The organism is Arthrobacter sp. KKT183 (assembly GCF_055657625.1).
Map to the genome: position 1 here is coordinate 2,770,573 of NZ_CM145770.1, position 22,684 is coordinate 2,793,256.

Genomic DNA, 22,684 nt, shown 5'->3' on the forward strand with positions numbered 1-22,684 from the left:
CACTGTGCGAGGCCGGCCCAAGTGCCAGCCCGAAATAATTACCGACCGTTCGTTCAGGATATCGGCGAGGTGAGTTCAGAGTCAACACCGGTGCGGTCCCGGGACGCACGAAGGGCCGGAACAGCACGCTCTGCTGTTCCGGCCCTTTCCCTACCTGGTTGCTACTTCGCCTCGAACACCGCCACCGTGAGCGGCGGGACGGTGAAGCTGCCCGTCGCGGGGTCGAAGGACGCAGCCTTCACCACATCATCCGAGCCGCTGCGCTGGACCGGATGCAGCCCGAAGGACTGCCCTTCCGCCCCCGGAACCGTCTGGGTTGCGGCAGTGTCAGACGCATTGAAAACGACGACGACGCCGGTCCGCTCGCTATCCACGTCCGGTCCGGTGGTGTCGTCAATGTGCATCACAATCACGCCCGGAGTCTGGCCAGGGCCGCCGGTGGGGAACGACACCTTCTGCTGAACCAGGTCGCCCGTACCCAGATGGAACAGCGGCGTGCTCTTGCGGATTTCGAGGAGGGACAGAGCCTGCTCGCGAGCCGTTGCAATTTCCGCCGGCGCGGGCTTGAGCGCGGGATCCGCCAGCAGCGGCTTCATGAATTCGTACTTGTCCGCGTTATCCGCACGCGGCGGCAGTCCACGGGCGAAGCCGTTGTCCGTGCCGGTGTGGTCCAGGAGGTTGAACCAGTCACCGGAGTCATAGCTGTTGCGATCCAGCGACTTGCTGCGCAGGGCCTCTCCCCCGGCGTGCCAGAAGGAAATGCCCTGACCGAAGGCCGTAGTGCTGAGCGAGAGGGTCTGGAACCGGATGCGGTCGGCCATCGATGTTCCTGGCGCCAGCTTGAAGGCGAGGCTGTCGAACAGGGTCTCGTTGTCGTGGGCCTCGACGTAGGTGATCGCTTCCTGCGGATCGGCGGTGTAGCCCGCGGGGCTGCCGTTGTAGTCGACGTCGGCGCCGGTCACTTCCGCTCCGGTGCGATCGATGAAGGTGTAGTCCCGCAGGTTTCCGGTCAACCCCACCTTGATCTGGTCCTGGCTGAGCAGCAGGCGTGCGCGCTGCTCCTCTGGCGTGCCATTGACCTCCGCGCCGTTGGGCTGGGTCCAGAGACCGGAGCCGAAGCCCTGCACGCGGGGGTCCTCATCGAACGGTCCGCCGCCGCGCACGGCGTCACGCAGCCTGTCATTGAAGGTGCCGATGCCCGTGCCCGCCATGTTCAGCTGGGTGGCCTGCTCGAACCGCGCGTTGTTGGCCACCTCGCCGAAGTTCCAGCCTTCGCCGTAGACATAGATGCTTTTGCCGTCGACGCCGTCTTTCTTCAGCGTCAGCTCGTCGAGCGCCGCGCGAACGTCGAGCATGTTCTGCTTGCTGTGGTGACCCATCAGGTCAAACCGGAAGCCGTCCAGCTTGTAGGTGCGCGCGAGGGTCACAATGGAGTCCACCATGAGCTTGCCCATCATGGCGTTTTCGGTTGCCGTATTTGGGCAGCAGGTCGAGGTCTCGACGCCGCCGCTGGTCGGGTTCAACCGGTGGTAATACCCGGGCACGATCCGGTCCAGGTTGTTGGTCGAGGTCTGGCCGGCGCCGGCGGTGTGGTTGTAGACCACGTCCTGAATCACCCTCAGGCCCGTGGTGTTCAGGCCCACCACCATGTCGCGGAATTCGCGGATGCGGGTGGAGTCCTCAGGGTTGGTGGAGTAAGAGCCTTCCGGTGTCGTGTAATGCAGCGGGTCATAGCCCCAGTTGAAGCCGTCCTTGCCCGCGACGGCAGAGACACAGGCCTGCTGTTCCTCGCTGTCAGGAGCGAAGCTCTCCAGATCACATTGCGGCTCGGCTTGGACGTCGCGGCGCTCCTCAATCGTTCCGATGTCATTCACCGGCAGGAGGTGCACGGCGTTCAGCCCGGCATCCGCCAGGTCCGCAAGCCGCTTCATTCCGTCGCTGCCCGTTTCGGCAAAGGCTGCGTACGTCCCACGGCGCTCGGCAGGCACTGTGGTGTCGGAAATCGAGAAATCCCGGACGTGCAGTTCATACAGTGAAAGGTCTTCGGGCTGTGCAAGGGCTGGCTTCTCGAGCGACTTCCAGCCGGACGGCGCCAGTGCCGGATCGTCCAGGTCAACGATCAGGCTGCGCTCGGAATTAGTAGACAGGCCTACGCTGTAGGGGTCGGTGACGAGGTTGCGCTCCACTGCCCCCGTTTCCGGCACGTAGACCTCCACTTCGTAGAGGTAATAAGCGTCTTTCCAGTCCTTCTCGCCGAGAAGCGACCACACGCCGTCGTGCCCTTCTTTCAGGGGAACTGTGGCCAGGGCCTCGCCGCCGGACCCCTCGCGGTACACGTGGAGGCTCACCTGGCGGGCTGTCGGCGCCCACAGGTCGAAGCGCGGGCGCGGGCCCTTCCAGCTCAGACCGAGTGTGCGCTTGAGGGCTTTCGGGTAGAGGGCGTCCAGTACGCGGGGAACCTGCACGCCGGTGGCCTGCAGGACCGTTCCGTCGGCACCGACCTGCACAACAAGCAGCTCGCCCTTGAGCAGGTCTTTTGCCTGGCGCGCGGCCTTCTTCGGAAGGGCCAGAGTGTCGAAGGATGCCAGGTGCGGAGACGTGGCGGCCAGCTCGGCGCCGAGCGAGTCGGAACTGCGTTGCAGGTCAACGTAATTCCCATTCGGAACCGCGCCGTCAACCACTTCCAACCCGCCGTCGGGCGCGTAGTAAAGGCGGTAAGAGGAGCCCTCCGGGGCGTCCGCAAGGTCCCACGCCAGGACGCCGGGCGCAAGCCAGTGGGCTGCGGCGCCGGAGACCAGCGAGGCCGGAACATCACTGGTAATCACATGGGTGCTGTGGTTGTAGGTGAAGGTGATCTGCCCTCCCTGGGACGTCAGGGCGATATCGGCACCTCCTGCCGCACCGCCGTCGCCGTAGTTCTCGGCCCAGGTGCCATTGAGGGCCGTTTTGTAAGCGTAATCCCCTGCGGGGAGGTCAAAGGTGGCGCTGTAGGTGCCGGGCGAGCCTTCGACTTCGCTCAGTGCCGTCGCCGTGCACTCGGGCTGCCAGTCGCCGGGGCAGCCGAGCTCGGACTGCAGCGAGCCCACGAGGGTGACGAACGCCGGCAGAGCGCTGTGATCGGCGAGCGCCGGAACAGGCATGAGACTGACGAGCAGCGGTACGGCAAAGACACCGGCGGCCAGCCCGGCTGCGCGCCGTCGGCCGGGATGAACGGATGGTGCGTTGGACATGGATCCTCCTCGACGCGCTCCAGTGCACGTCCGATCTTGGTAGTAGGCGCTTCTCACCCTAGAAAGGCGTCGCTGGCCGGTCAAGAGATTACTGAAACTTTCATGAAACTTTTCAGTGGTCCGTATCAGCCGGATACGATGGACCAGTGACCCTTCCTCCCCAGACAGAAAAGCCCCGGCTGGAGGATGTAGCACGCCACGCCGGGGTGAGCGTGCCCACGGTTTCGCGGGTGCTGAACGGGCGGAGCGGGGCCTCGAGGGAGACGCGCCAGGCTGTACTGACGGCCATGGATGACCTCGGTTATGAGCGGCCCGACCGCCTGTCCGGCAGGGCCAAGGGGCAGATCGGCATTGTGGTGCCTGACCTGGTCAACCCGATTTTTCCTGCCTTCGCCGGCGCGATCAGCGCTCTGGTTGCTCCCAATGACTACATTCCCGCACTCTGCACACTGCCGGGCGGCGGCGTTCCCGAGGACGAGTATGTGTCCCTTCTCCTGGATCAGGGCGCACGCGGCCTGATCTTCGTGTGCGCCGCCCATGCGGACGGCCGTGCAAGCGTTGAGCGATATCAACGGCTGCGTGCGCGCGGCATCCCCTTTGTGCTGGTCAATGGAACACGGCCGGAAATTGATGCCCCGGCCATCGCGAATGACGATTCCGTCGCCGTCCAGACCGCCGTCCGTCACCTTGCCTCGCTTGGGCACCGGCACATCGGTTTCGCCACAGGCCCGGAACACTTCATCCCCAGTCGCCGGAAGGCGGAAGGATTCCGCGTCGGCCTGGAACAGCACCTCGACCAGATCGATCCCGCCGAACACACCGCCGTCACTATGTTCAGCATCGAGGGCGGCCACAGCGCCGCCGTCGAGCTTCTGGACTCCGGCCACACCGGCATTGTCTGCGCCTCCGACGTCATGGCTCTTGGCGCCATCCGCGCCGCACGCTCGCGGGGGCTCCGCGTGCCCGAGGACGTGTCCATTGTCGGGTTCGATGACTCGCCCCTGATGGCCTTCACCGACCCGCCGTTGACCACGCTGCGGCAACCCGTCTCAGCGATGGCCGAAGCCGCCGTCCAGGCGTTGCTCACGGAACTCTCCGGCGGACGCAGCAGTCGCGCCGAGGTTCTGTTCGAGTCCGACCTGATTGTCCGGGGATCCACCACGGCCGCTCCCGGCTGAGTTGCCCGCTCTCAGGCAGGACGGCCTACCTCTGGCAGGATGGAGCCATGACTCTCACCCCTCCCGTTGCCAAGAAAGTCCCCACCGAACGAACCCACCATGGGGACACCGTGATTGACCCCTACGAGTGGATGCGAGCCAAGGACAACCCCGAGGTGGTTGAGCATCTCAAGGACGAGAACGCCTACACCGAGGCAGTCACCGCCGGGCAGGAACAGCTTCGCCAGGAGATCTTCAGCGAGATCAAGAACCGCACGCAGGAAACCGATCTGTCCGTCCCCGCCCGTAAAAAGGACTGGTGGTACTACTCCCGTACCGAAGAGGGAAAGCAGTACAGCATCCACTGCCGGGTACGGGCATCGGACACCGGGGACGTCGCCCGGGATTGGACGCCCCCTGAGGTGGTCGCCGGCCAACCAGTCGAGGGCGAACAGGTCCTCATCGACAGCAACGTAGAGGCGGAAGGCAAGCCCTTCTTCTCACTGGGCGGCCTCACCGTCAGCGAGGACGGGAACCTGCTGGCCTTTAGCGTGGACAACGCCGGGGATGAGCGTTTCACCCTGCGCATCAAGGACCTGTCCACCGGCCAGCTCCTGCCCGACGCGATCCCCAACATCTTCTACGGTCTTGCGTTCTCACCGGACGGATCCCAGGTGTTTTACACCGTCGTTGATGACAGCTGGCGCCCCTACCAGGTGAAATCGCACCGGCTTGGCACCGCCGTCGAACAGGACGAGCTGGTGTACCAGGAGGACGACGTCGCCATGTGGACGGGCTTCGACCTCGCCGCGGACCGCACCCAGCTGCTCATCGGCATCGGCTGCTCCGAGTACAGCGAGTACCGGGTGCTGGACCTTGAGAATCAGGAGGCCGGTCTCACCACGCTGATTCCGCGCTCTGACCGCGTCCTCTACGAGCCGGAGCCGCTGCGGATCGAGGGCCGTCTGCACTACCTGCTCACGCATGATCGCGGCGCGAAGAACTCGATGGTCAGCCTCGTGGACGCCGAGCAGTTCCAGCGCCCGCTGGCCGAGCAGGAGTGGTTGCCGGTGATCGAGCACGACGACGCCGTCCGCGTCCACGGTGCCACCGTCACCGCTACGCACGTCCTGGTTTCGGTTCGCAAGGACACCACCATGCGCGTGCAGATCCTGCCCCGGGTGGGCCTCGGCACGCCTGCGCAGCCGGTGCCGCTCGAGCCTGCCTTCGACGAGGCGCTCTACACCTGCAACCTGGCGGGTGCCGAGTTCGAGTCCCCTGTGATCCGGCTTTCCTACGCCTCCTACTTCACTCCACCGCGCGTCTATGACTACCTGCTCGACGGCGGTGTACTCACCCTGCGTAAGGAGACGGAGGTGCGCGGCGGATACCGCTCGGAGGACTACGTCGCCGAACGCCAGTGGGCGACGGCGGCGGACGGCACGCAGATCCCGCTCTCCGTCCTTCGGCGCCGGGATCTGCAGCAGGACGGAAGCAACCCCGCCGTTGTCTACGCCTACGGCAGCTATGAAATCAGCATGGATCCGGCTTTTTCTATCTCGCGCCTGTCGCTGCTGGACCGCGGAGTGATCTTCGTCGTCGCACATATCCGTGGTGGCGGAGAGATGGGGCGCACCTGGTATGAGAAGGGGAAGAAGCTCGAGAAGAAGAACACCTTCACGGACTTCGTCGATGCCACCACGCACCTGGCCGGCTCCGGTTGGGTGGACCCGAGCAGGATTGCCGCTATCGGCGGCTCCGCCGGCGGGCTCCTGATGGGCGCCGTCGCCAACCTGGCTCCCGAGAAGTACCGCGCAATTGTGGCGCAGGTGCCGTTTGTGGACGCCCTGACCACCATTCTGGATCCGGAACTTCCACTCTCTGCCCTGGAATGGGAGGAATGGGGCAACCCCATCACGGACCCCGAGGTCTACCGGTACATGAAGGAATACACCCCGTACGAGAACATCCGCGCAGCCGAGTACCCGCGCATCGCCGCAGTGACGAGTTTCAACGACACCCGCGTGCTGTACGTGGAGCCGGCCAAATGGGTGGCGAGGCTGCGAGAGGAAACCACCGGAAGTGAACCGATTGTCCTCAAGACCGAGATGGACGGCGGCCACGGCGGTGCGAGCGGGCGGTATGAACAATGGAAGGATGTCGCGTGGGATTACGCTTTTGTCGCTGACGCGTTGGCTGCCACCCGGGTGCTTTCAGGAGCGAGCGCCACAGGATAGCCTCCCGAATTTCCAGCGCTGCTGCGATACTTCGGTGCCGGGGCTCCGAACACTCTGTATGGAAACTTCAGGCGTGGGAGGAGCTCGGCCCGTCGTCCGGGCCGCTGGTTCCCGGCGCCGGGCCAGAACAGCCCGGCGCCGGTATAGTTGACAGATGGACAGCAAGAGTGCCGGATCGGCACATGCTGCAACGACGGTGGGAGACCCAGGCTCCCAACCCGACCTCGGCCTACCCCAGGTCCTTGGCGGGCGGTATCGGCTGGATGCCCTCCTCGGTCAGGGAGGCATGGCCTCGGTGCATCAGGCGCGGGATGAAGTGCTTGATCGGGATGTGGCCATCAAGGTGTTCCACACCGGTTCGATCAGCCCCGAGGATGAAGCTCGCCAACGGGCGGAAGCCCAGATTCTGGCGGGGCTGAACCACCGCAATCTGGTGACCGTTTTCGACATCGGCACTGACACGGTTGACCTGCACCGCCGGACCTTCCTCGTGATGGAGCTGATCAAGGGTGAGGATCTTCACCGGGCCAACTTCCATGCTCCCCTCACTGCGGAAGAGACGCAGGCCATGGGGAGGGGCGTGGCCCAGGCTCTGGCCTATATCCATAGTCAGCGGGTAATCCACCGCGATGTGAAACCGGCCAACATTCTCCTCGGCACCAGCGGCAATCCACACCGGGCCGAGCATCCCAAGCTCACCGATTTCGGCATCGCCCGCCTCGTGGAAGAAGCTCATCTGACTGCGACGGGGCAATCCGTCGGTACCGCCGCCTACTTCAGTCCGGAACAGGCGGAAGGTCTCGGGGCCACCGCTGCCAGCGACATCTACTCTCTCGGCCTGGTGCTGCTTGAGTGCCTTACAGGAGAGGCGCCCTTCCCTGGCCCGGCGGCAGCGTCAGCCGCAGCGCGCCTTCACCGAGACCCGGTGATCCCTGCCCATCTGGGTAGCCACTGGAGCCCGCTGCTCAGGGGTATGACGCACCGGGATCCGGCGTCCCGCCCGTCCGCGGAGGATGTTTCCCGCGCACTCGGTTCACCCTCCATGACAGCGGACGGAATGGGCGGGTTCCGCAAGGACTCGCCGGAAGCATCGGAACCTCCCACAGAGCAGCAGGAACGCATCCGGCAGGACCCGCAGCCGACCACGGCGCAGCAGCCGGTGCAGGAGCGGCCCGGGACAGCGCTGCATGCACCTGACGACGACGGCGGCCGGGAGGACGACGGCGGGCCGGGAAATTCCGCGACAGCTGTCCCCACAGCTCCGCAGGGACGAAGAAAGCCTGGGGTGCTTCGTTGGGCGTTGATTGCACTCGCAGCGGCACTGATGCTCTTGATTGCAGCAGTCATCCTTGTACCCGCTCTTATGTCCGGAGCTGGTTCCGAGCCGGTCAACTACCCTCCGGCAACAGGAGAACTCGGTGTGCTGCTGGAAGAACTACAGGAAAGCGTGACCCCATGAGGAGCCGAAGAACCCGCCTGGGCGCTGCAGCGGCGGCGCTGAGCCTGATCCTTTTCAGCGGCGGGTGCAGTCTCGCTCCCGATTACGGTGCCGCCGCCTCGCGGCAATTACAGGCCGATGTCCTGGACGTCACGCAATTGTCTGTTGACGGCGATTTCGCGGAGGCACTGGATGCACTCGACGCTCTCAGTACGCGGCTGGCAACGCTTGGTTTCATCGGCGCAATCGAGCCTGCACAACAGCAGGAGATCGAAGAAGCGATAGCCAATCTCCGGGCGTACTTCGAGCGCACCTTGAACGAGAGCTCAACTCCGGCCACGCCAACAGATCCCTCGACACCAACACCGGAGCAGGCAGAACTTGAACCGACGCAGCCCACCCCGGGTCCGGTGCCGCCACCTGCGCCGGTCCCCGTTCCCGCTCCAATTCCCGTTCCGGAACCGGATACGTCGCGTGAGCCCGTGCCGGATCCCGCATCTACTCCTCCACCCGTGACCGATCCCCCAGACCCAGCGCCGAGCCAGGCTCCGCCGCCCGAGCCTGGACCTGAACCGGAACCCACCGGACCCGCCCCGGTCGAACCTCCACCCCCAACGACACCGGCGCCCGCTCCGCCCTCTCCCGAACCTTCAGGGCCGGCCGTGCCTGAACCTCCGCTCCCCTCCGCACCCGCCGTCGGACCACCAACCACTCCGGCACCACCGGCAAGCCCCGCACCACCGGGGTGACCGGACCCGCCGGCACCGCCGGGAGACTGACACCACCCGGCGTGTTTGCAGCCAATTTCTGCCGGTACCACGCGCGCCACAATGCCTTCATCTGCTTGACAGTGGAGGCGGTTCCGGTATTACCTAATGAACGATCGGTAAATAATTCTGAGAGGCCTGTATGAAGGACACTGACGTCCGCCCTGCGCACCCCATCCTCGAACAGGACCACGCCTCCCGCTGGATGGGAATCGAAGTTCTCCGTCTCGCTGACGGGCATGCAACCATCACCATGCGCCTGCGCGAGGAAATGCTCAACGGCTTCGGGATCGCTCACGGCGGCATGGTCTTTGCCTTCGCGGATTCGGCCTTCGCGCTCGCCTGCAATCCTCCCGGTGAGACGGAGACGATCACCGTCGCATCCGGCGTCGACATCAATTTCCTTGCCCCCGCCTTTCCGGGCGATGTGCTGACCGCGGTCGCTGACCGAAAAGCCTCCGCCGGCCGGAGCGGCCTCTATGACATTTCGATCACTGCCGCGAACGACGACGGCGGCACCCGCCTGATTGCCGAGTTCCGCGGCCGATCGCGCACCGTTCCCAACAAAGCCGACCGCGGTGCTTCAGCCACGAACCAGCCCGAGAAGAGGACCCCATGAGCACCACGGCCATCAAGGCGACAGCAGCGGATGCAGCCACCTTGGATCCCGAGGAGACCTATGACCGCGGGCGCATCGAGGAACTCCAGCTGGAGCGGCTGCAGTGGACGGTGAAGTACGCGTACGAGAATGTGGACCTGTACCGCCGCAAGTTCGACGACGCCGGCGTGCGCCCTGAGGACCTTCGGGAGCTTTCCGATCTGGCCAAGTTCCCCTACACCACCAAGGAAGACCTCCGGCAGACGTACCCCTTCGGGATGTTCGCGGTTCCGCAGGAGCGCGTGGCCCGCATTCACGCGTCGTCGGGCACCACCGGGCGGCCCACGGTTGTCGGTTACACCTCCGGGGATCTTGACCGGTGGGCGTCGCTGGTTGCGCGGTGCCTGCGGGCCAGCGGGGTCAAGAAGGGCGACAAGGTCCATAATGCCTACGGCTACGGGCTCTTCACGGGCGGGCTGGGGGCACACTTCGGAGCAGAGAAGCTTGGCTGCACCGTCATCCCGATCTCCGGCGGGCAAACCGAACGCCAGGTGCAGCTCATCCAGGACTTCGAGCCGGACGCCATCCTCAGCACCCCCACCTATCTGCTCACCATCCTGGACGCGATGGTTGCGGCCGGCGTTGATCCGAAGGGCACGTCCCTCAAGACCGCGGTGCTGGGGGCGGAACCCTGGACTGACCGGATGCGCACCGAACTTGAGCAGCGAATGGGATTCGACGCGTGCGACATCTACGGGCTCTCCGAGGTGATGGGCCCCGGCGTCGCCGGAGAGTGCGTTGAAACGAAAGACGGCTCGCACATTTGGGAGGACCACTTCCGGCCGGAGATCATCGATCCTTTCACTGACACGGTGCTCGATGACGGCCAGTCCGGTGAGCTTGTCTTCACCTCGCTCACCAAGGAAGCGCTGCCGATCATCCGGTACCGCACGCATGACCTGACCCGACTGCTTCCGGGCACCGCCCGTCCCGGCATGCGGCGGATGGACCGGATCACCGGGCGCAGCGATGACATGATCATCCTGCGTGGCGTGAACCTCTTCCCTACGCAGATTGAGGAGATTGCACTTCGAATCCCTGCGCTCAGCCCGCATTTCCAACTGGAGCTCACACGTCCGGAGGGGCAGCGGATGGACCAGCTGACTGTCCGCATCGAGCCGCGCGAAGGCGTGAGCGCCGACGACGCTGCTGCTGCAGCGTCCGAGCTGAGCAAACAGATCAAGATCCACATCGGGTCAAGCTGCGCGGTGTCCGTCGTCGAGAGCGGTTCCCTGGCACGCTCAAGCGGGAAGCTGAAGCGCATCTATGACCTGCGGCCGAAGCTGTAACTGCGTGCTGCACTCTTTGGAGTCTGACGTGCGGACCGCAGTGGGGCCTGACCGAACGTTCATGCGAAAATAGCCCGTATGCCCAGCTCACAGGCCGCAACCCGTCGCGGACGTCCCGGATACGATCAGCAGACTGTGCTCAACATCGCCGTCGATGTCTTCAACCGGCATGGCTACGAGGCCACGTCGATGGGCGTCCTTGCGGAGAACCTGGGCATCAGCAAGTCGGCGATCTACCATCACGTGCCGTCGAAGGGCGATCTGCTGCGCCTGGCACTGGATCATGCGCTCGGAGGCCTCGAAGCCGTCCTGACGCATGCGAGTGCAACGTCCGGCAAGGCGGACCAGCGGCTCGAGTACGTGCTGCGCGGCACCATCGCTGTGTTGACCGAGCGTCTTCCCTTTGTGACGCTCCTACTGCGGCTGCGCGGCAATACGGAGGTTGAGCGCGAAGCCCTTGAGCGCCGTCGTGCCTTTGATCATCAGGTGGCGTCCCTGGTTGAGGCTGCGCGGTCCGAGGGCTCCATCCGTAAGGACATCGATCCGCGGACCACCACTAGGCTGCTGTTCGGCACGATCAACTCGGTGGTCGAGTGGTACAAGCCGGGGGGTCCGCTGACGCCGCAGAAGCTTGCCGACGATGTCATTGCCATGGTCTTTGAGGGACTGCACCACCACGCCTGAGCCCGGCCACACCACGCCCTCCTCGTCGGGACAGTCCGAAGCTCCTGCCGCGAATCCCACCCACATGCGTCGTCCGCTGGGAATAAGCAGCCCAATCCCAGCAGTCTCACCCGGTCGCTGGGAGCAGGGGTTATCCACATAGCCGTCCGAGTCCATCCGCACCCCATGCGTCCTGGGCAGTATGGAAGCATGGACATCGTCGCAGCCCTGCAGATACAAGGAGGAGTTGCGCGCCGAGGTACTCTGCTCGCCCACGGTGTCCCCCGTCAGCGCATTGACGAAGCTCTATCCGCACAGCGTATTCTGCGGCCGGCCCGAGGCGTCTACGCACTTCCGGGATCTGATAGTGCACTGGTCAGCGCTGCCTGCGCGGGAGCCGAGCTTGCCTGTATCACCGCTGCGAAACACCTAGGGTTATGGGTGTTCCGGGAACCGTCATTTGTCCATGTGACCGTCGATCACGGCCGACCGCTTGAAGGAGTCTTCCGGGTCCACCGCCAGGTCAAGCCGCTGTCACTTGCGGACATCTGCGTCCAGAGCATGAGGTGCCTGCCGGAACTGGATGCGCTCTGCATTGTTGAGTCCGCCGTGGTCCAGAAGAAGGTCACGCTCGAACAGCTTCGCGCTTCTGCAACCGGCGCCCGCGATGCTCCCCTGCGCCGGATCATCGGACTGGTTGATCCTCATGCCGAGTCCATTCTTGAGACAGTCGCGCGCTACCGCCTCGGGGAGGAGGGTCTTCACGTCAGCTCGCAGGTCTACATCCCAGGTGTCGGGCGGCTTGATCTTTTTGTTGAAGGGATTCTGGGAATAGAGGCAGACGGTCGGGAGCACCACAGCGGTCACAAGGAGTTCGAGGAGGACCGCCGGCGGTGGAACCTGCTCACAGTGAAGGGCATCCCGATCCTGCGTGTCAGCGCAAAATTGATCCTACGGGAGCCCGACTCGTTCATTCGGTTAGTCCGGCAGGGCCTCGCTTCCCGAAAATCCCAGTAGAACGTCCATCCGGGTGGGATTGGACCGCCGTGTCCCACTCAGTTGGGGCACCCAGTGGGATAGGCGGTCCGGGCCGGCGGGCCTACTTCTCCACGAGGGTCAGGACGTCGTAGGTCGCCACGATCTCGTCATTCTGGTTGGTGAGCACCGCATCCCAGGACACCTCGCCGTACTCCTCGTCCTCGCGCGGCGTGATGCGCTTGGCCGTAAGGGTCACGCGGATCGAGTCACCGGCAGCAACGGGAGTGATGAACCGCAGGTTCTCGAGGCCGTAGTTCGCGAGGACGGGCCCCGGAGCAGGTTCCACGAACAGCCCGGCTCCCCAGGACAGCAGCAGATAGCCATGCGCAACAATGCCTGGGAAGAACGGGTTCGCGGCTGCAGCTTCCTCGTTGGTGTGCGCGTAGAACTTGTCGCCGGTCTCATTCGCAAACGCCGTGATGTCCTCAAGCGTCACCTGACGCAGGTCCGAGCGCACTGCATCACCGATCCGCAGTGTCGCGAGGTTCTTCCGGAACGGGTGCTCTTCATCGAAGTTGCGGTCCGCCCCGGTGTGCCAGACGCCCGTAATCGCGGTCAGCATGTTCGGTGATCCCTGCAGGGCTGTGCGCTGCATATGGTGCAGCACTGAGCGGATGCCGCCGAGCTCCTCGCCACCCCCGGCACGCCCCGGCCCTCCATGCACCAGGTGCGGCACCGGCGAACCGTGGCCGGTGGAGGAACGCGCATCCTCACGGTTCAGCAGCAGAACGCGGCCGTGGTGGGCCGCAATGCCCATCACCAGCTCACGTGCAATGGCCGGATCGTTGGTGCAGACCGTCGCCACCAGTGACCCCTCGCCCATGGCGGCCAGCCGTACGGCGTGTGCGGTGTCCTCATACCCCACCACCGAGGCGACGGGACCGAAGGCCTCCACCGTGTGAAGTTCAACCGCATCAGAGTTTTCCCAGGTCAGGAGCATGGGAGCCATGAAGGCGCCGTCCTCAGCGACGTCCACGGTCCCGTCAGCGTGGGTCACCCGGGGAGAGTCCAGGGTTCCGTAAGCGAGTTCGCCGCCTGCTGCAAGCATGGTCTCGACGGCGGCGCGGACGTCGCGCATCTGCCCGACCGAAGCAAGCGCGCCCATGGTGACGCCCTCAGCACGCGGGTCACCGAGCGTGATGCGCTGCTCAATGCGGTCGCGGGCGGCAGCAACGACGTCGTTCACCAGAGCCTTGGGAACCAGGCTGCGGCGGATACTCGTGCACTTCTGGCCCGCCTTGACCGTGATCTCGGTGACGAGGGACTTGATGAACGCGTCGAACTCGGGCGTTCCGGGAACCGCGTCTTCGCCGAGGATTGCGGCGTTGAGGGAGTCGGTTTCGGACGAGAAACGCACGCCGCCCGTGGTCACGTTGTCGTGGGACTTCAGCTTGTTCGCTGTGGAAGCGGAACCGGTGAACAGCACCATGTCCCGGTAATCAAGCGTGTCCAGCACGTCGCGGGCCGGTCCCGAAATGAGCTGCAGCGACCCGGCGGGCAGAATGTTGGACTCGATGATCAGCTTCACGACGGCGGCCGTCAGATAACCGGTGGGCGTTGCCGGCTTCACGATGGTCGGCACTCCGGCCAGGAACGCCGGTGCCAGCTTCTCGAGCATTCCCCACACCGGAAAGTTGAACGCGTTGATCTGCACGGCAACCCCGGGGATGCGGGTGTAGATGTGTTCGCCGAGAAAGGACCCGTCCTTCGAAAGAACCTCGACAGGCCCGTCGATGACAACCTGCGAGTTCGGCAGTTCCCGCCGGCCCTTGGAACCGAACGTGAACAGGACGCCGATTCCGCCGTCGATGTCCACCATGGAGTCCACCTTCGTGGCCCCGGTCCGCGCAGAGAGTTCGTAGAGGTGATCCCGCTGTCCGTTCAGGAACTGGGCGAGCGCCTTGAGCTTCAGTGCGCGTTGGTGGAACGTAAACTTCCCGAGTTCACTCTGGCCGGTGGTCCGGGCGTAATCGACGACGTCGGCAACGTCCAGGCCGCTGGTGCTCACCATGGCAAGCAGTTCGCCGGTGCTGGCGTCCCGTACTTCAGTGGCGTTGTCTTCGGACAGCGTGTGCTGGTCGGGGGTCCACCAGGCGTCGCGGATGAAGCTGGGGACAATGTCCACGCTGAGGGCGGTCGAAGTCATCGTTGACCTTTCGCGTTTGGGGAGCTCAAGAAACATGACAAACATTACTGAACGGACGTTCGGTAATATGTCCAGAGTACATGAACGCACCATCCCTCCACATCCCACAAGGAGCCTTCAGTGACCGGCGAACCCTGGCAGATTACCCTCGGCGAACTCGACGAGAAGATGGGCGTGAAGATCCTCGAACAGTCGGTCGAGCGGGTGGTCGCGACGATGCCCGTGGAAGGTAACCGGCAGTCCTTCGGCCTCCTGCACGGTGGGGCGTCGCTCGCGGTCGGTGAAGCCGTTGGCTCCTGGGCAGCCGTCATCCACGCAAGCACGCTGGGCAAGACTGCCGTGGGCGTGGACGTCTCCGCGACCCATCACAAGTCCGCGCGCAGCGGCACCATCACCATCACCGCCACCCCCATCCATCTGGGGCGCACCCTCGCTACACATGAGGTGCTGATCACCAACGACGACGGCGGCCGCCTCTGCACGCTGCGCATCACCAATCTGCTGCTTGAGAAGAAATAGGCGCTAAAACGTCAACTTCGCTCGGACAGCGTCAAGCTCCCCCTGCGACAACCCGGCGTCACGGAGATACGCCTCGGCGTCAAGGCCGTCCAGCAGCTCCAGAAGATGCGCCCGGGTGTGCATGACCCAGTCGTGCAGTTCCTCGGGAGACTTCGGCGTCTCGTGCGGCGTCTCCTGCCCGAGGTGGTGTTCGTTGATGCCGTGGACGGCGAGCGCATAGTCGTCAGCAATGTGCTCATGGTCAACGCCCGCGAGGGTCAGCAGCACTGCGGTCACCATGCCGGTGCGGTCCCGCCCCGCAGCACAGTGCACGACGACGGCGCCCTCCGACTCCGCCACGGCCCGCACCACTGCGGCGATCTTCTCCGGCCATCGGCGCAGGTTCTCCAGGTAGTACTCCGGTGAGTTCAGGTAGGGCCCGACCAGCTGCATGAACTCCTCATCCGACTGGTCCTCAGTAGGGCAGTTCACCACCTGAAACCGGTCCAGGACTGCGGTGTTCAGGACCGGATCCGTTTCCCGCCGTCCTCGCTCATCAGGGTTTCGAAGGTCAACAACGGTGCGGACGCCGTCGTCGTACGCTTGCTGCCAACCGGCGTCGGTGAGCCATTCATGGCGGCCCATCCGGTACAGCCGACCGGCCTTGATGTCAGGGCTGACGCCACCGAGATCCCGTGCATTCACGGCGCCGTCCCAGGGGACGTTACGGTGCGAGCCGTGTCGATGCAGTTGGGCCAGATCAATCGAAGCCATGGCTGAAGAATAACAAGCGGCACGGCGCGCCGCTTCGCTCTATCCGGCACCCCGGTTCAGGAGTATGTTGATGCGATGAAACTTCTCCGAATTGCGGCCAGCACACTCCTGGCTTCGGGCCTCCTTGCAGGCTCAGCGGTTTTGCCGGCGTCGGCAGGCGATCGCGGAACTACCCAATATGTCGCGCTCGGTGACTCGTACGCATCCGGGGTTGGGGCCAACTACTACATGGATCCAGACCCGGCAGACTGCCTTCAATCAGCGCTCGGTTACCCCGAACTGCTCGACGAGCGCAAACGGATCGACCTGGTCACCAACGCGACCTGCAGTGGCGACACGGTAGGTCTTGTTGCGGCAGAACTCGGGAATCTGAACTCAGAGACTGACCTCGTCACGTTGACCGTGGGTGGTAATGACGTGGGATACCAGTTCGTCATACGTGCGTGCAGCCAAGGCACTCTGGCGTGCGAAACCGCTGTGGCGCAGGCGGTGAGTGGAGCGCAGCAACTGCTCGCCCCCGCGCTTGCCGGGCTGTACAACGGAGTTCGCGGCTCGGCTCAGTACGCTGATGTGGTCGTGACGGGTTATCCGCACCTGTTCTCGCCAGAGTTCGGCAAGACTATCGCGCTTCCCGTAATCAATCCGGCTACTGGCCAGCCGTTCGTTCTCACCCCAACCGAGCAGCGAATCATCAACGCCGGCACTGACGAGCTCAACACAGTGATCCGCACCCAGGCGGAACTTGCAGGCTTCACCTACGTCGACGTCGTCAAGCGGTTCGACAGGCACGGCCTGGGTTCGCCGCAGCCCTGGATTCAGCCGTTCACGGACTTGGGCGCTCTGCACCCCACCGCGAAGGGTTACAAGAACGGGTACCTCCACGAGATCCGCCAGGCAGTGAAGCACCTCGATTAATCCACAGTAATAATTGCCTGCACCGGCGTGTGGTCTGATGGCCACGCGCCGTTGTAGCGGGTGGTGTTGATGCCCGTCTCCACAACGGTGACCCCCGAGTTCACCATGACCCAGTCGATCCGCTTGCGCCCCTGCTTCGGCGCACGGTAGTGCGGGAACGTCCCCCACAGCTCGGTCAGCCGCTCCTTGGCCTCATCCCAGGCATCCGCCAGCACTTCACCGCTGGTTATGGCCTCGTACGGCTGCGACGCCGCGCCCGTATTGAAGTCTCCGGTCACGACGACGGCCCCCTCGGTCTGCGCGACCAGGGACCGGATTGCCTCCGCTGACCGCTGACGCGACTTTCGGGACATGTGGTCAAGATGGGTATTGACGACGGTCAGTTGCTTGTCGGTTTCACGGTCCCGGAAGCGAGCCGTCACCACTATCCGCGGGATGAGGTTGCCCCAACCGTTCGACCCCGGGGTGTCCGGCGTGTTGGACAGCGCGTCCTGATCCCACTCCAGCAGTTCCAGCCGCCGTGCGTCATAGACGATGGGGCACTGTTCACCACCGCCGTCCGCGTTACGTCCGCGGCCGATGCTGCTGTAATGCTCGCCCAGCCCCTCCAGGATCGCCGGCATCTGGTCCGGCAACGCCTCCTGCACACCGAGGATGGTGGGCTGTTCGGCCGCCAGAAGCCGGCGGACCAGCGGTTCGCGGCGACCCCAGAAATCATGGCTCCACGGGTTCACATGAGCCACCCGGCGCCGGATGTTGTAGGTCATAATATGAAGCTGCGGCGGCTCAACAGGTCCGATCAGCGGTTTCTCTGCCAGCGTCGTCCGCTCAGTCATAAAAAAACCTTAGCCCTTGCCTGCGGCATGGGCTACTCGTCCCACGCGAAGAACCCCTGACCCGACTTACGCCCGAGCTCCCCGCGCGCAACCTTGTCCCGGAGGACCTGCGGCGGAGCAAAGCGCTCCCCCAGCGTCGACTCCAGATATTCGGCGATCCCGAGCCGCACATCGAGGCCGACGATGTCCGTTGTCCGTAGCGGACCGACCGGATGCTTGTACCCGAGCACCATTGCCGTATCAATGTCTTCAGCGGACGCCACGCCCTCCTCGACCATGCGCATCGCTTCCAGCGCAATAGCAACACCCAGGCGGGAGCTGGCAAAACCGGGCGCATCCTTGACCACCACGGGAGTCTTGCCGAGTGCTTCGGCCCAGCCGCGGGCCTTCTCGGCCAGCTCTGCCGAGGTGGAAGGCGCCAGGACAACCTCAATGAGCGTTGACGCCGGCACCGGGTTGAAGAAGTGCAGGCCGCAGAACCGGTCGGGCCGCTGCAGGACGCCTGCCAGCTCACCGACCGACAAGGAGGATGTATTCGTGGCGAGCCAGGCACCGGCGTCGAGCTGTTCCTCCACGCCGCGCAGCGCGGCCGTTTTCAACGCAAGGTCCTCCGGCACGGCTTCGACCACCAGACCGCAGGACGCAAAAGCCTTGTAATCGGTGCTTACCTGCAGCCGCGCCGAGAGCGCGTCCAGGCTTTCCTGCGTGCTCCCTTTGGCGATGCTGCGGTCCAGCGCAGCAGTGATCCGTCCGCGCGCCGCCTCCGCGGCGTCGTCGTTCTGTTCAACAACGACGACGGCGGCACCAGCCACACAGAATGCGTGTGCGATTCCCGCGCCCATCCGCCCGCCACCCAGAACGCCAACGGTCTCCGGAACGCTGTTGGTCCCCACTGTGCTCACTTTTTCATCTTCCGTTCGGTGTCTTTCCTGGTCAGGAAGGCCTGCATGCGCTCGAACTTGGCCTCGGACTCGAACAGGATGCCCTGTGCAAGCTGATCGATCACGGGATGCGCCTCGGGTGGTGCATGGAACACACTCTTGGTGATGCGGGTTGCGAGTGGGTCCTGGCGCGCGATGCGATCAGCGAGACGGTGCGCTGCCGGGAGCAAATCCACGGCCGGGTGGATTTCGGTGATGAGCCGGACGGCGAGGGCTTCATCGGCGTTCAGTACGCGTCCTGAGAGCAGGATCTCCTTGGCAAGAGGCTCACCGACAAGCTCCCGCAGCCGCCAGGTTGCGCCCGCCGCCGGCAGGATGCCGAGGCCCGTTTCCGGGTTGCCGATCTTCAGTGCGGGTGTCCCGATCCGGAAGTCCGCAGCGAAAGCGAGTTCCGCACCGCCGCCAAGCGCATAGCCGTCCAGCGCCGCGATCACCGGCATGGGAAGTTTCGCAATCCGGGAGAAGAGTGTCGAGTTGATTCCGGCGAGGGCGTCGTCGCGCCGTCGTTCTCTTAGCTGTGCAATGTCGGCGCCGGAGGCGAAGACGCCGCCCGTGCCGGAGAGCACGAGGATCCGCGGGTTGCGCTCAAGGTCGGCGCACACCTCGTGAAGCTCGTCAACCATCTGCTGGTCGATTGCGTTGCGGACCTCGGGCCGGTTGAGCTGGACGCTGAGGCGGTTCCCGCCGTCGTCGATTGTCAGGGTCTGCACTACACACGCTCCAGGAGCAGGGCTGTTCCCTGTCCCACGCCCACGCACATGGTGGCAAGTCCCAGGCTTCCGCCTTCCCGTTCCAGCCGGCCCATGAGGGTGATGGCGATCCGCGAGCCCGAGGAACCCAGCGGGTGCCCCAGGGCGATGGCGCCGCCGTCCCGGTTGACGATGTCCTCGTCGAGGCCAAGCCTGCGGATCGAGGCGAGGGATTGTGTGGCGAAGGCTTCGTTGAGTTCGACGGCGTCGAGGTCGCCGATGGACCGGCCGGCGAGCTTGAGGACCTTCTGCGTGGCCGGGACGGGTCCGATGCCCATGATTTCCGGCGGCACTCCGGCGGAGGCACCCGTGACGATGCGGGCGCGCGGGGTCAGGCCGAGCCGGGTGAGTGCGGCTTCGGACGCTACGATCACGGCGGACGCGCCGTCGTTCAGCGAGCTCGAATTGCCCGCCGTCACCACGCCGTCCTTCGCTACAACCGGCTTCAGCCCCGCGAGCACCTCGAGCGTGGTGTCCCGTCTGGGTCCCTCGTCCGTATCAACGGTGACGTTCTTCTTGCGGTGTGTGGTGTTAACGGGAACGATCTCGTCTTTGAAATGCCCTGACTCGATTGCGGCAATGGCCCGCTGGTGGGAACGGAGCGCGAAGGCATCTGCATCCTCCCGTGAGATGCCGTCCACGCGGGCAACCTCCTCGGCCGTCTCCGGCATCGAGAACGTAGTCTTCTCCTGGGCCGCGAAGGTGGGGTTGGTGAAGCGCCAGCCAATCGAGGTGTCGAAAGCGGCGCCAGGCTTCGCGAATGCCGTCGTCGGCTTTTCCATCACCCACGGCGCACGGCTCATGGACTCGACACCACCGGCAATAACGACGTCGGCAGCTCCTGCCTTGATCATGTGGGAGGCCATAATGATGGCCGACAGACCGGATGCGCAGAGCCGGTTGACGGTGATCCCCGGAATGGTGTTGGGCAGGCCGGCAAGCAGCGTGGCCATGCGGGCGACGTTGCGGTTTTCCTCGCCGGCGCCGTTCGCGTTGCCGAGAATGACCTCGTCGATTGCCTCGGGGTCCAGGCCGGTGCGGTGCACCAGCTCGCGGAGGGTCAGCGCCGCCAGGTCATCGGGCCGGACCGCCGAAAGCGCTCCGCCGTACCGTCCCACCGGGGTTCGAACCCCGCCCACCAGAAAAGCCTCGGCCATGCCAGCCTCCGTCATCGTCGTCGTCGTCGTCAGAGCGTGCAGGAAGGGCGGCATAATTACCGACCGTTCGTTCTATAAAGAATCGCACGGGGCGCCGGAGCGGTCAACTGACGTGACGGATTGGGATTGTTCCGTGTTTGGTTCGCCTGCGGGCTGCGGCAAAAAGCGCCGGCGGAGCCGCCCCGGGATCTGCGCATCGGGGCTGGCTCAACGCCGGCGAGAAGACGGGCGCGGGTTAGAACCACGTAGGAAACAGCCTGCCCCTGCTGCGGGCGTTCGTCAACGGTTTCTTTAACGGCCGCGGTCGACCGCCGAAGGTCGGCCGTCGGCAGGCGGTCCACGCGAGTCAGTCCACGCGAGTCAGTCCTCCAGCCGGAAGCCCAACTTGACGGTGACCTGCCAGTCGGCGACGGCGCCATCCACAAGATGACCGCGGATTTCCTTGACCTCGAACCAGTCGAGATTCCGAAGGGTCTTCGCTGCCTGGGTCACTGCGTTTGTTGACTGCCGCGTCCACCCCGTCCGGCGACGTTCCGACGACCTCGGAAATGCTGTAAGTATGGTTCGCCATGCTTCCTCCTGAATCCGGGCGCCGGCAACTCCGGCGGGTGGGTGCCACGCTAGTCCTCCCCACCGTCGCGGTCCAGCCCTTCGAAGCTCGGCTCCAGCCATGTATTGCGGACGCGAATCGTCCGGAATCTTCTGGATTGAGCCGGCGGGCGCGCCTACCCTCTTGTTTCATGACGTACAGCATCCAGATAGTGATCGACAGCGAAGATCCCCACACGCAGGCAGGCTGGTGGGCGGAAACCCTGGGCTGGAGGGTGGAGCCTACGGACCAGGACTTCATCGACAAGATGCTCGCAGAAGGTTTTGCGCAGCAGAGCGACCTCATCGAGCACAACGGCATCCGCGTCTGGAGCACCGGTGAGGCAATCTGCCGGCCGGACGAGGACGGAAAAACGGGGCGGCAACGCGTCCTCTTCGTCAAGGTCCCCGAGCCCAAGACGGTCAAGAACCGCACGCACCTGGACATCCGTCTTGACGGTGATGACAAGGACGCCGTGCGGGCCGCACTGGAAAAGCGCGGCGCACGGTTCCTGTACCAGGGCAATGAAGGCCCGCACATCTGGTACACGATGACGGATCCGGAAGGTAATGAGTTCTGCGTGAGCTAGCCGGCCCACCACTTTGAAGTTCCCCCCGTCTCCAAAGCTAGACTCGATTGGTGACCACAGATCTCCCACCCCAGGTATCCGATGTCTTCGACCCTGCCCGCTGGCGGCTCGTGGAGGGGTTCGAGGATCTGCAGGACATCACCTACCACCGCCACGTGGACCGCAGCCAGAACCGCGGCGCCGGCACACGCGATCTGCCGACTGTCCGCATTGCGTTCAACCGGCCTGAGGTCCGTAACGCCTTCCGCCCTGGCACGGTGGATGAGCTGTACCGCGCAATGGATCACGCACGAATGACCCCGGACGTTGCAACGGTCCTCCTCACAGGCAACGGCCCTTCTCCCAAGGACGGCGGGCACTCCTTCTGCTCCGGCGGTGACCAGCGGATCCGTGGGCGGGATGGGTACAGGTACGCAGAGGGTGAGACCAGGGAGACCATCGACCCGGCACGCGCCGGCCGGCTCCATATCCTTGAAGTCCAGCGGCTGATGCGGACCATGCCCAAGGTGGTCATCGCCGTCGTCAATGGGTGGGCAGCAGGCGGCGGGCACAGCCTTCACGTTGTGTCGGACCTAACGATCGCCTCCAGGCAGCACGGCAAGTTCAAGCAGACCGACGCGACCGTAGGCAGCTTCGATGCCGGCTACGGCTCGGCGCTCCTCGCGCGCCAGATCGGCCAGAAGAAGGCCCGCGAGATTTTCTTCCTCGCCAGGGAGTACTCGGCCGAGGACATGGTGGCCATGGGCGCCGTGAACCAGGCCGTTGACCACGAGCGGCTCGAGGACGTGGCGCTTGAGTACGCGGCAGACATCGCGAACCAGAGCCCGCAGGCAATCCGCATGCTCAAGTTCGCGTTCAACCTGGCCGATGACGGCCTGGCCGGCCAGCAGGTCTTCGCCGGCGAGGCCACGCGCATGGCTTACATGACCGATGAAGCGGTCGAGGGCAAGGAAGCGTTTCTCGAAAAGCGCAGTCCCGACTGGTCCAGCTTCCCCTACTACTTCTAGGCGCCC

General features: G+C 64.6%; 19 protein-coding genes and 1 pseudogene. 12 read left to right on the top strand and 8 right to left on the bottom strand.

The genetic code is table 11. The features are described from left to right. Positions 1-161: 161 nt before the first annotated feature. Positions 162-3,230 (bottom strand): pullulanase-type alpha-1,6-glucosidase, encoded by a 3,069-nt coding sequence (gene pulA / locus ACZ2GY_RS13170; RefSeq protein WP_471672090.1) that lies wholly within the window; start codon positions 3,228-3,230, stop codon positions 162-164. 146 nt (positions 3,231-3,376) lie between these two features. Here pulA and ACZ2GY_RS13175 point away from each other — a divergent pair, with 146 nt between their 5' ends. The 8 genes from ACZ2GY_RS13175 (at position 3,377) to ACZ2GY_RS13210 (ending at position 12,456) form a co-directional block, all read left to right on the top strand. After that, the gene (locus ACZ2GY_RS13175; protein ID WP_346027283.1) at positions 3,377-4,408 is read left to right on the top strand and encodes a LacI family DNA-binding transcriptional regulator; all 1,032 of its coding nucleotides are present in this window, start codon (positions 3,377-3,379) and stop codon (positions 4,406-4,408) included. Between the two features lie 47 nt (positions 4,409-4,455). Next, positions 4,456-6,624 (top strand): S9 family peptidase, encoded by a 2,169-nt coding sequence (locus tag ACZ2GY_RS13180; protein ID WP_471672091.1) that lies wholly within the window; start codon positions 4,456-4,458, stop codon positions 6,622-6,624. A 154-nt stretch (positions 6,625-6,778) separates the two neighbouring features. Further along, positions 6,779-8,083: a serine/threonine-protein kinase gene (locus ACZ2GY_RS13185; protein WP_471672092.1), complete on the top strand. Its 1,305-nt coding sequence runs from the start codon at positions 6,779-6,781 to the stop codon at positions 8,081-8,083. Further along, complete coding sequence (locus ACZ2GY_RS13190) at positions 8,080-8,811, top strand: hypothetical protein (protein WP_471672093.1); 732 nt, start codon at positions 8,080-8,082, stop codon at positions 8,809-8,811. The genes ACZ2GY_RS13185 and ACZ2GY_RS13190 overlap by 4 nt, the downstream gene beginning before the upstream one ends. Before the next feature lie 160 nt (positions 8,812-8,971). Then, entirely contained in the window at positions 8,972-9,448 is a 477-nt protein-coding gene (gene paaI / locus ACZ2GY_RS13195; RefSeq protein ID WP_346027287.1) for a hydroxyphenylacetyl-CoA thioesterase PaaI, read from the top strand. After that, the gene (gene paaK / locus ACZ2GY_RS13200) at positions 9,445-10,776 is read left to right on the top strand and encodes a phenylacetate--CoA ligase PaaK (RefSeq protein ID WP_277357716.1); all 1,332 of its coding nucleotides are present in this window, start codon (positions 9,445-9,447) and stop codon (positions 10,774-10,776) included. Before paaI ends, paaK begins: the two co-directional genes overlap by 4 nt. 78 nt (positions 10,777-10,854) lie before the next feature. Continuing rightward, positions 10,855-11,460 (top strand): TetR/AcrR family transcriptional regulator, encoded by a 606-nt coding sequence (locus ACZ2GY_RS13205; RefSeq protein WP_346027288.1) that lies wholly within the window; start codon positions 10,855-10,857, stop codon positions 11,458-11,460. A 189-nt stretch (positions 11,461-11,649) separates the two neighbouring features. Next, on the top strand, positions 11,650-12,456 hold the full coding sequence (locus tag ACZ2GY_RS13210) for a type IV toxin-antitoxin system AbiEi family antitoxin domain-containing protein (RefSeq protein WP_277357718.1): 807 nt from the start codon (positions 11,650-11,652) through the stop codon (positions 12,454-12,456). Positions 12,457-12,538: 82 nt separating this feature from the next. Here the strand turns inward: ACZ2GY_RS13210 and paaZ are convergent, their stop codons facing one another. Beyond that, a complete protein-coding gene (paaZ, locus tag ACZ2GY_RS13215) occupies positions 12,539-14,623 on the bottom strand; it encodes a phenylacetic acid degradation bifunctional protein PaaZ (protein WP_277357719.1) in 2,085 nt (694 codons plus the stop codon). Between the two features lie 168 nt (positions 14,624-14,791). Between paaZ and ACZ2GY_RS13220 the strand changes: the two genes are divergently transcribed. Beyond that, positions 14,792-15,142 (top strand): PaaI family thioesterase, encoded by a 351-nt coding sequence (locus ACZ2GY_RS13220; protein ID WP_277357783.1) that lies wholly within the window; start codon positions 14,792-14,794, stop codon positions 15,140-15,142. A 3-nt stretch (positions 15,143-15,145) separates the two neighbouring features. On the opposite strand, the gene ACZ2GY_RS13225 is transcribed toward ACZ2GY_RS13220, so the two are convergent. Continuing rightward, positions 15,146-15,895 (bottom strand): tyrosine-protein phosphatase, encoded by a 750-nt coding sequence (locus tag ACZ2GY_RS13225; RefSeq protein WP_277357720.1) that lies wholly within the window; start codon positions 15,893-15,895, stop codon positions 15,146-15,148. A 75-nt stretch (positions 15,896-15,970) separates the two neighbouring features. On the opposite strand from ACZ2GY_RS13225, the gene ACZ2GY_RS13230 reads away from it, so the two are divergent. After that, positions 15,971-16,810: an SGNH/GDSL hydrolase family protein gene (locus ACZ2GY_RS13230; protein WP_471672094.1), complete on the top strand. Its 840-nt coding sequence runs from the start codon at positions 15,971-15,973 to the stop codon at positions 16,808-16,810. Here the strand turns inward: ACZ2GY_RS13230 and ACZ2GY_RS13235 are convergent. From ACZ2GY_RS13235 to ACZ2GY_RS13255, 5 genes and pseudogenes are all read right to left on the bottom strand, one after another. Continuing rightward, a complete protein-coding gene (locus ACZ2GY_RS13235) occupies positions 16,807-17,646 on the bottom strand; it encodes an endonuclease/exonuclease/phosphatase family protein (RefSeq protein WP_471672095.1) in 840 nt (279 codons plus the stop codon). The genes ACZ2GY_RS13230 and ACZ2GY_RS13235 overlap by 4 nt on opposite strands. Positions 17,647-17,678: 32 nt before the next feature. Further along, complete coding sequence (locus tag ACZ2GY_RS13240) at positions 17,679-18,488, bottom strand: 3-hydroxyacyl-CoA dehydrogenase family protein (RefSeq protein WP_471673596.1); 810 nt, start codon at positions 18,486-18,488, stop codon at positions 17,679-17,681. A 56-nt stretch (positions 18,489-18,544) separates the two neighbouring features. After that, positions 18,545-19,297, bottom strand: coding sequence for an enoyl-CoA hydratase/isomerase family protein (locus ACZ2GY_RS13245; RefSeq protein ID WP_277357723.1), 753 nt, complete (start codon positions 19,295-19,297; stop codon positions 18,545-18,547). Then, entirely contained in the window at positions 19,297-20,493 is a 1,197-nt protein-coding gene (locus ACZ2GY_RS13250) for a thiolase family protein (RefSeq protein ID WP_471672096.1), read from the bottom strand. Before ACZ2GY_RS13250 ends, ACZ2GY_RS13245 begins: the two co-directional genes overlap by 1 nt. A gap of 360 nt (positions 20,494-20,853) precedes the next feature. After that, positions 20,854-21,064: pseudogene (locus tag ACZ2GY_RS13255) on the bottom strand (dodecin). 169 nt (positions 21,065-21,233) lie between these two features. Between ACZ2GY_RS13255 and ACZ2GY_RS13260 the strand changes: the two are divergent. Further along, positions 21,234-21,671, top strand: a complete 438-nt coding sequence (locus tag ACZ2GY_RS13260) for a VOC family protein (RefSeq protein ID WP_471672097.1) — start codon at positions 21,234-21,236, stop codon at positions 21,669-21,671. Positions 21,672-21,721: 50 nt separating this feature from the next. Then, positions 21,722-22,678: a 1,4-dihydroxy-2-naphthoyl-CoA synthase gene (locus ACZ2GY_RS13265; protein WP_346027295.1), complete on the top strand. Its 957-nt coding sequence runs from the start codon at positions 21,722-21,724 to the stop codon at positions 22,676-22,678. Positions 22,679-22,684: the final 6 nt, after the last annotated feature.

What these genes read in the sequence shown, in the direction of transcription:
- pulA (WP_471672090.1), bottom strand. Translation starts at nt 3,230, where the DNA reads ATGTCCAACGCACCATCCGTTCATCCCGGCCGACGGCGCGCAGCCGGG.
- ACZ2GY_RS13180 (WP_471672091.1), top strand. Translation starts at nt 4,456, where the DNA reads ATGACTCTCACCCCTCCCGTTGCCAAGAAAGTCCCCACCGAACGAACC.
- ACZ2GY_RS13185 (WP_471672092.1), top strand. Translation starts at nt 6,779, where the DNA reads ATGGACAGCAAGAGTGCCGGATCGGCACATGCTGCAACGACGGTGGGA.
- ACZ2GY_RS13190 (WP_471672093.1), top strand. Translation starts at nt 8,080, where the DNA reads ATGAGGAGCCGAAGAACCCGCCTGGGCGCTGCAGCGGCGGCGCTGAGC.
- paaI (WP_346027287.1), top strand. Translation starts at nt 8,972, where the DNA reads ATGAAGGACACTGACGTCCGCCCTGCGCACCCCATCCTCGAACAGGAC.
- paaK (WP_277357716.1), top strand. Translation starts at nt 9,445, where the DNA reads ATGAGCACCACGGCCATCAAGGCGACAGCAGCGGATGCAGCCACCTTG.
- ACZ2GY_RS13205 (WP_346027288.1), top strand. Translation starts at nt 10,855, where the DNA reads ATGCCCAGCTCACAGGCCGCAACCCGTCGCGGACGTCCCGGATACGAT.
- ACZ2GY_RS13210 (WP_277357718.1), top strand. Translation starts at nt 11,650, where the DNA reads ATGGACATCGTCGCAGCCCTGCAGATACAAGGAGGAGTTGCGCGCCGA.
- paaZ (WP_277357719.1), bottom strand. Translation starts at nt 14,623, where the DNA reads ATGACTTCGACCGCCCTCAGCGTGGACATTGTCCCCAGCTTCATCCGC.
- ACZ2GY_RS13220 (WP_277357783.1), top strand. Translation starts at nt 14,792, where the DNA reads ATGGGCGTGAAGATCCTCGAACAGTCGGTCGAGCGGGTGGTCGCGACG.
- ACZ2GY_RS13225 (WP_277357720.1), bottom strand. Translation starts at nt 15,895, where the DNA reads ATGGCTTCGATTGATCTGGCCCAACTGCATCGACACGGCTCGCACCGT.
- ACZ2GY_RS13230 (WP_471672094.1), top strand. Translation starts at nt 15,971, where the DNA reads ATGAAACTTCTCCGAATTGCGGCCAGCACACTCCTGGCTTCGGGCCTC.
- ACZ2GY_RS13235 (WP_471672095.1), bottom strand. Translation starts at nt 17,646, where the DNA reads ATGACTGAGCGGACGACGCTGGCAGAGAAACCGCTGATCGGACCTGTT.
- ACZ2GY_RS13240 (WP_471673596.1), bottom strand. Translation starts at nt 18,488, where the DNA reads ATGGGCGCGGGAATCGCACACGCATTCTGTGTGGCTGGTGCCGCCGTC.
- ACZ2GY_RS13250 (WP_471672096.1), bottom strand. Translation starts at nt 20,493, where the DNA reads ATGGCCGAGGCTTTTCTGGTGGGCGGGGTTCGAACCCCGGTGGGACGG.
- ACZ2GY_RS13260 (WP_471672097.1), top strand. Translation starts at nt 21,234, where the DNA reads ATGACGTACAGCATCCAGATAGTGATCGACAGCGAAGATCCCCACACG.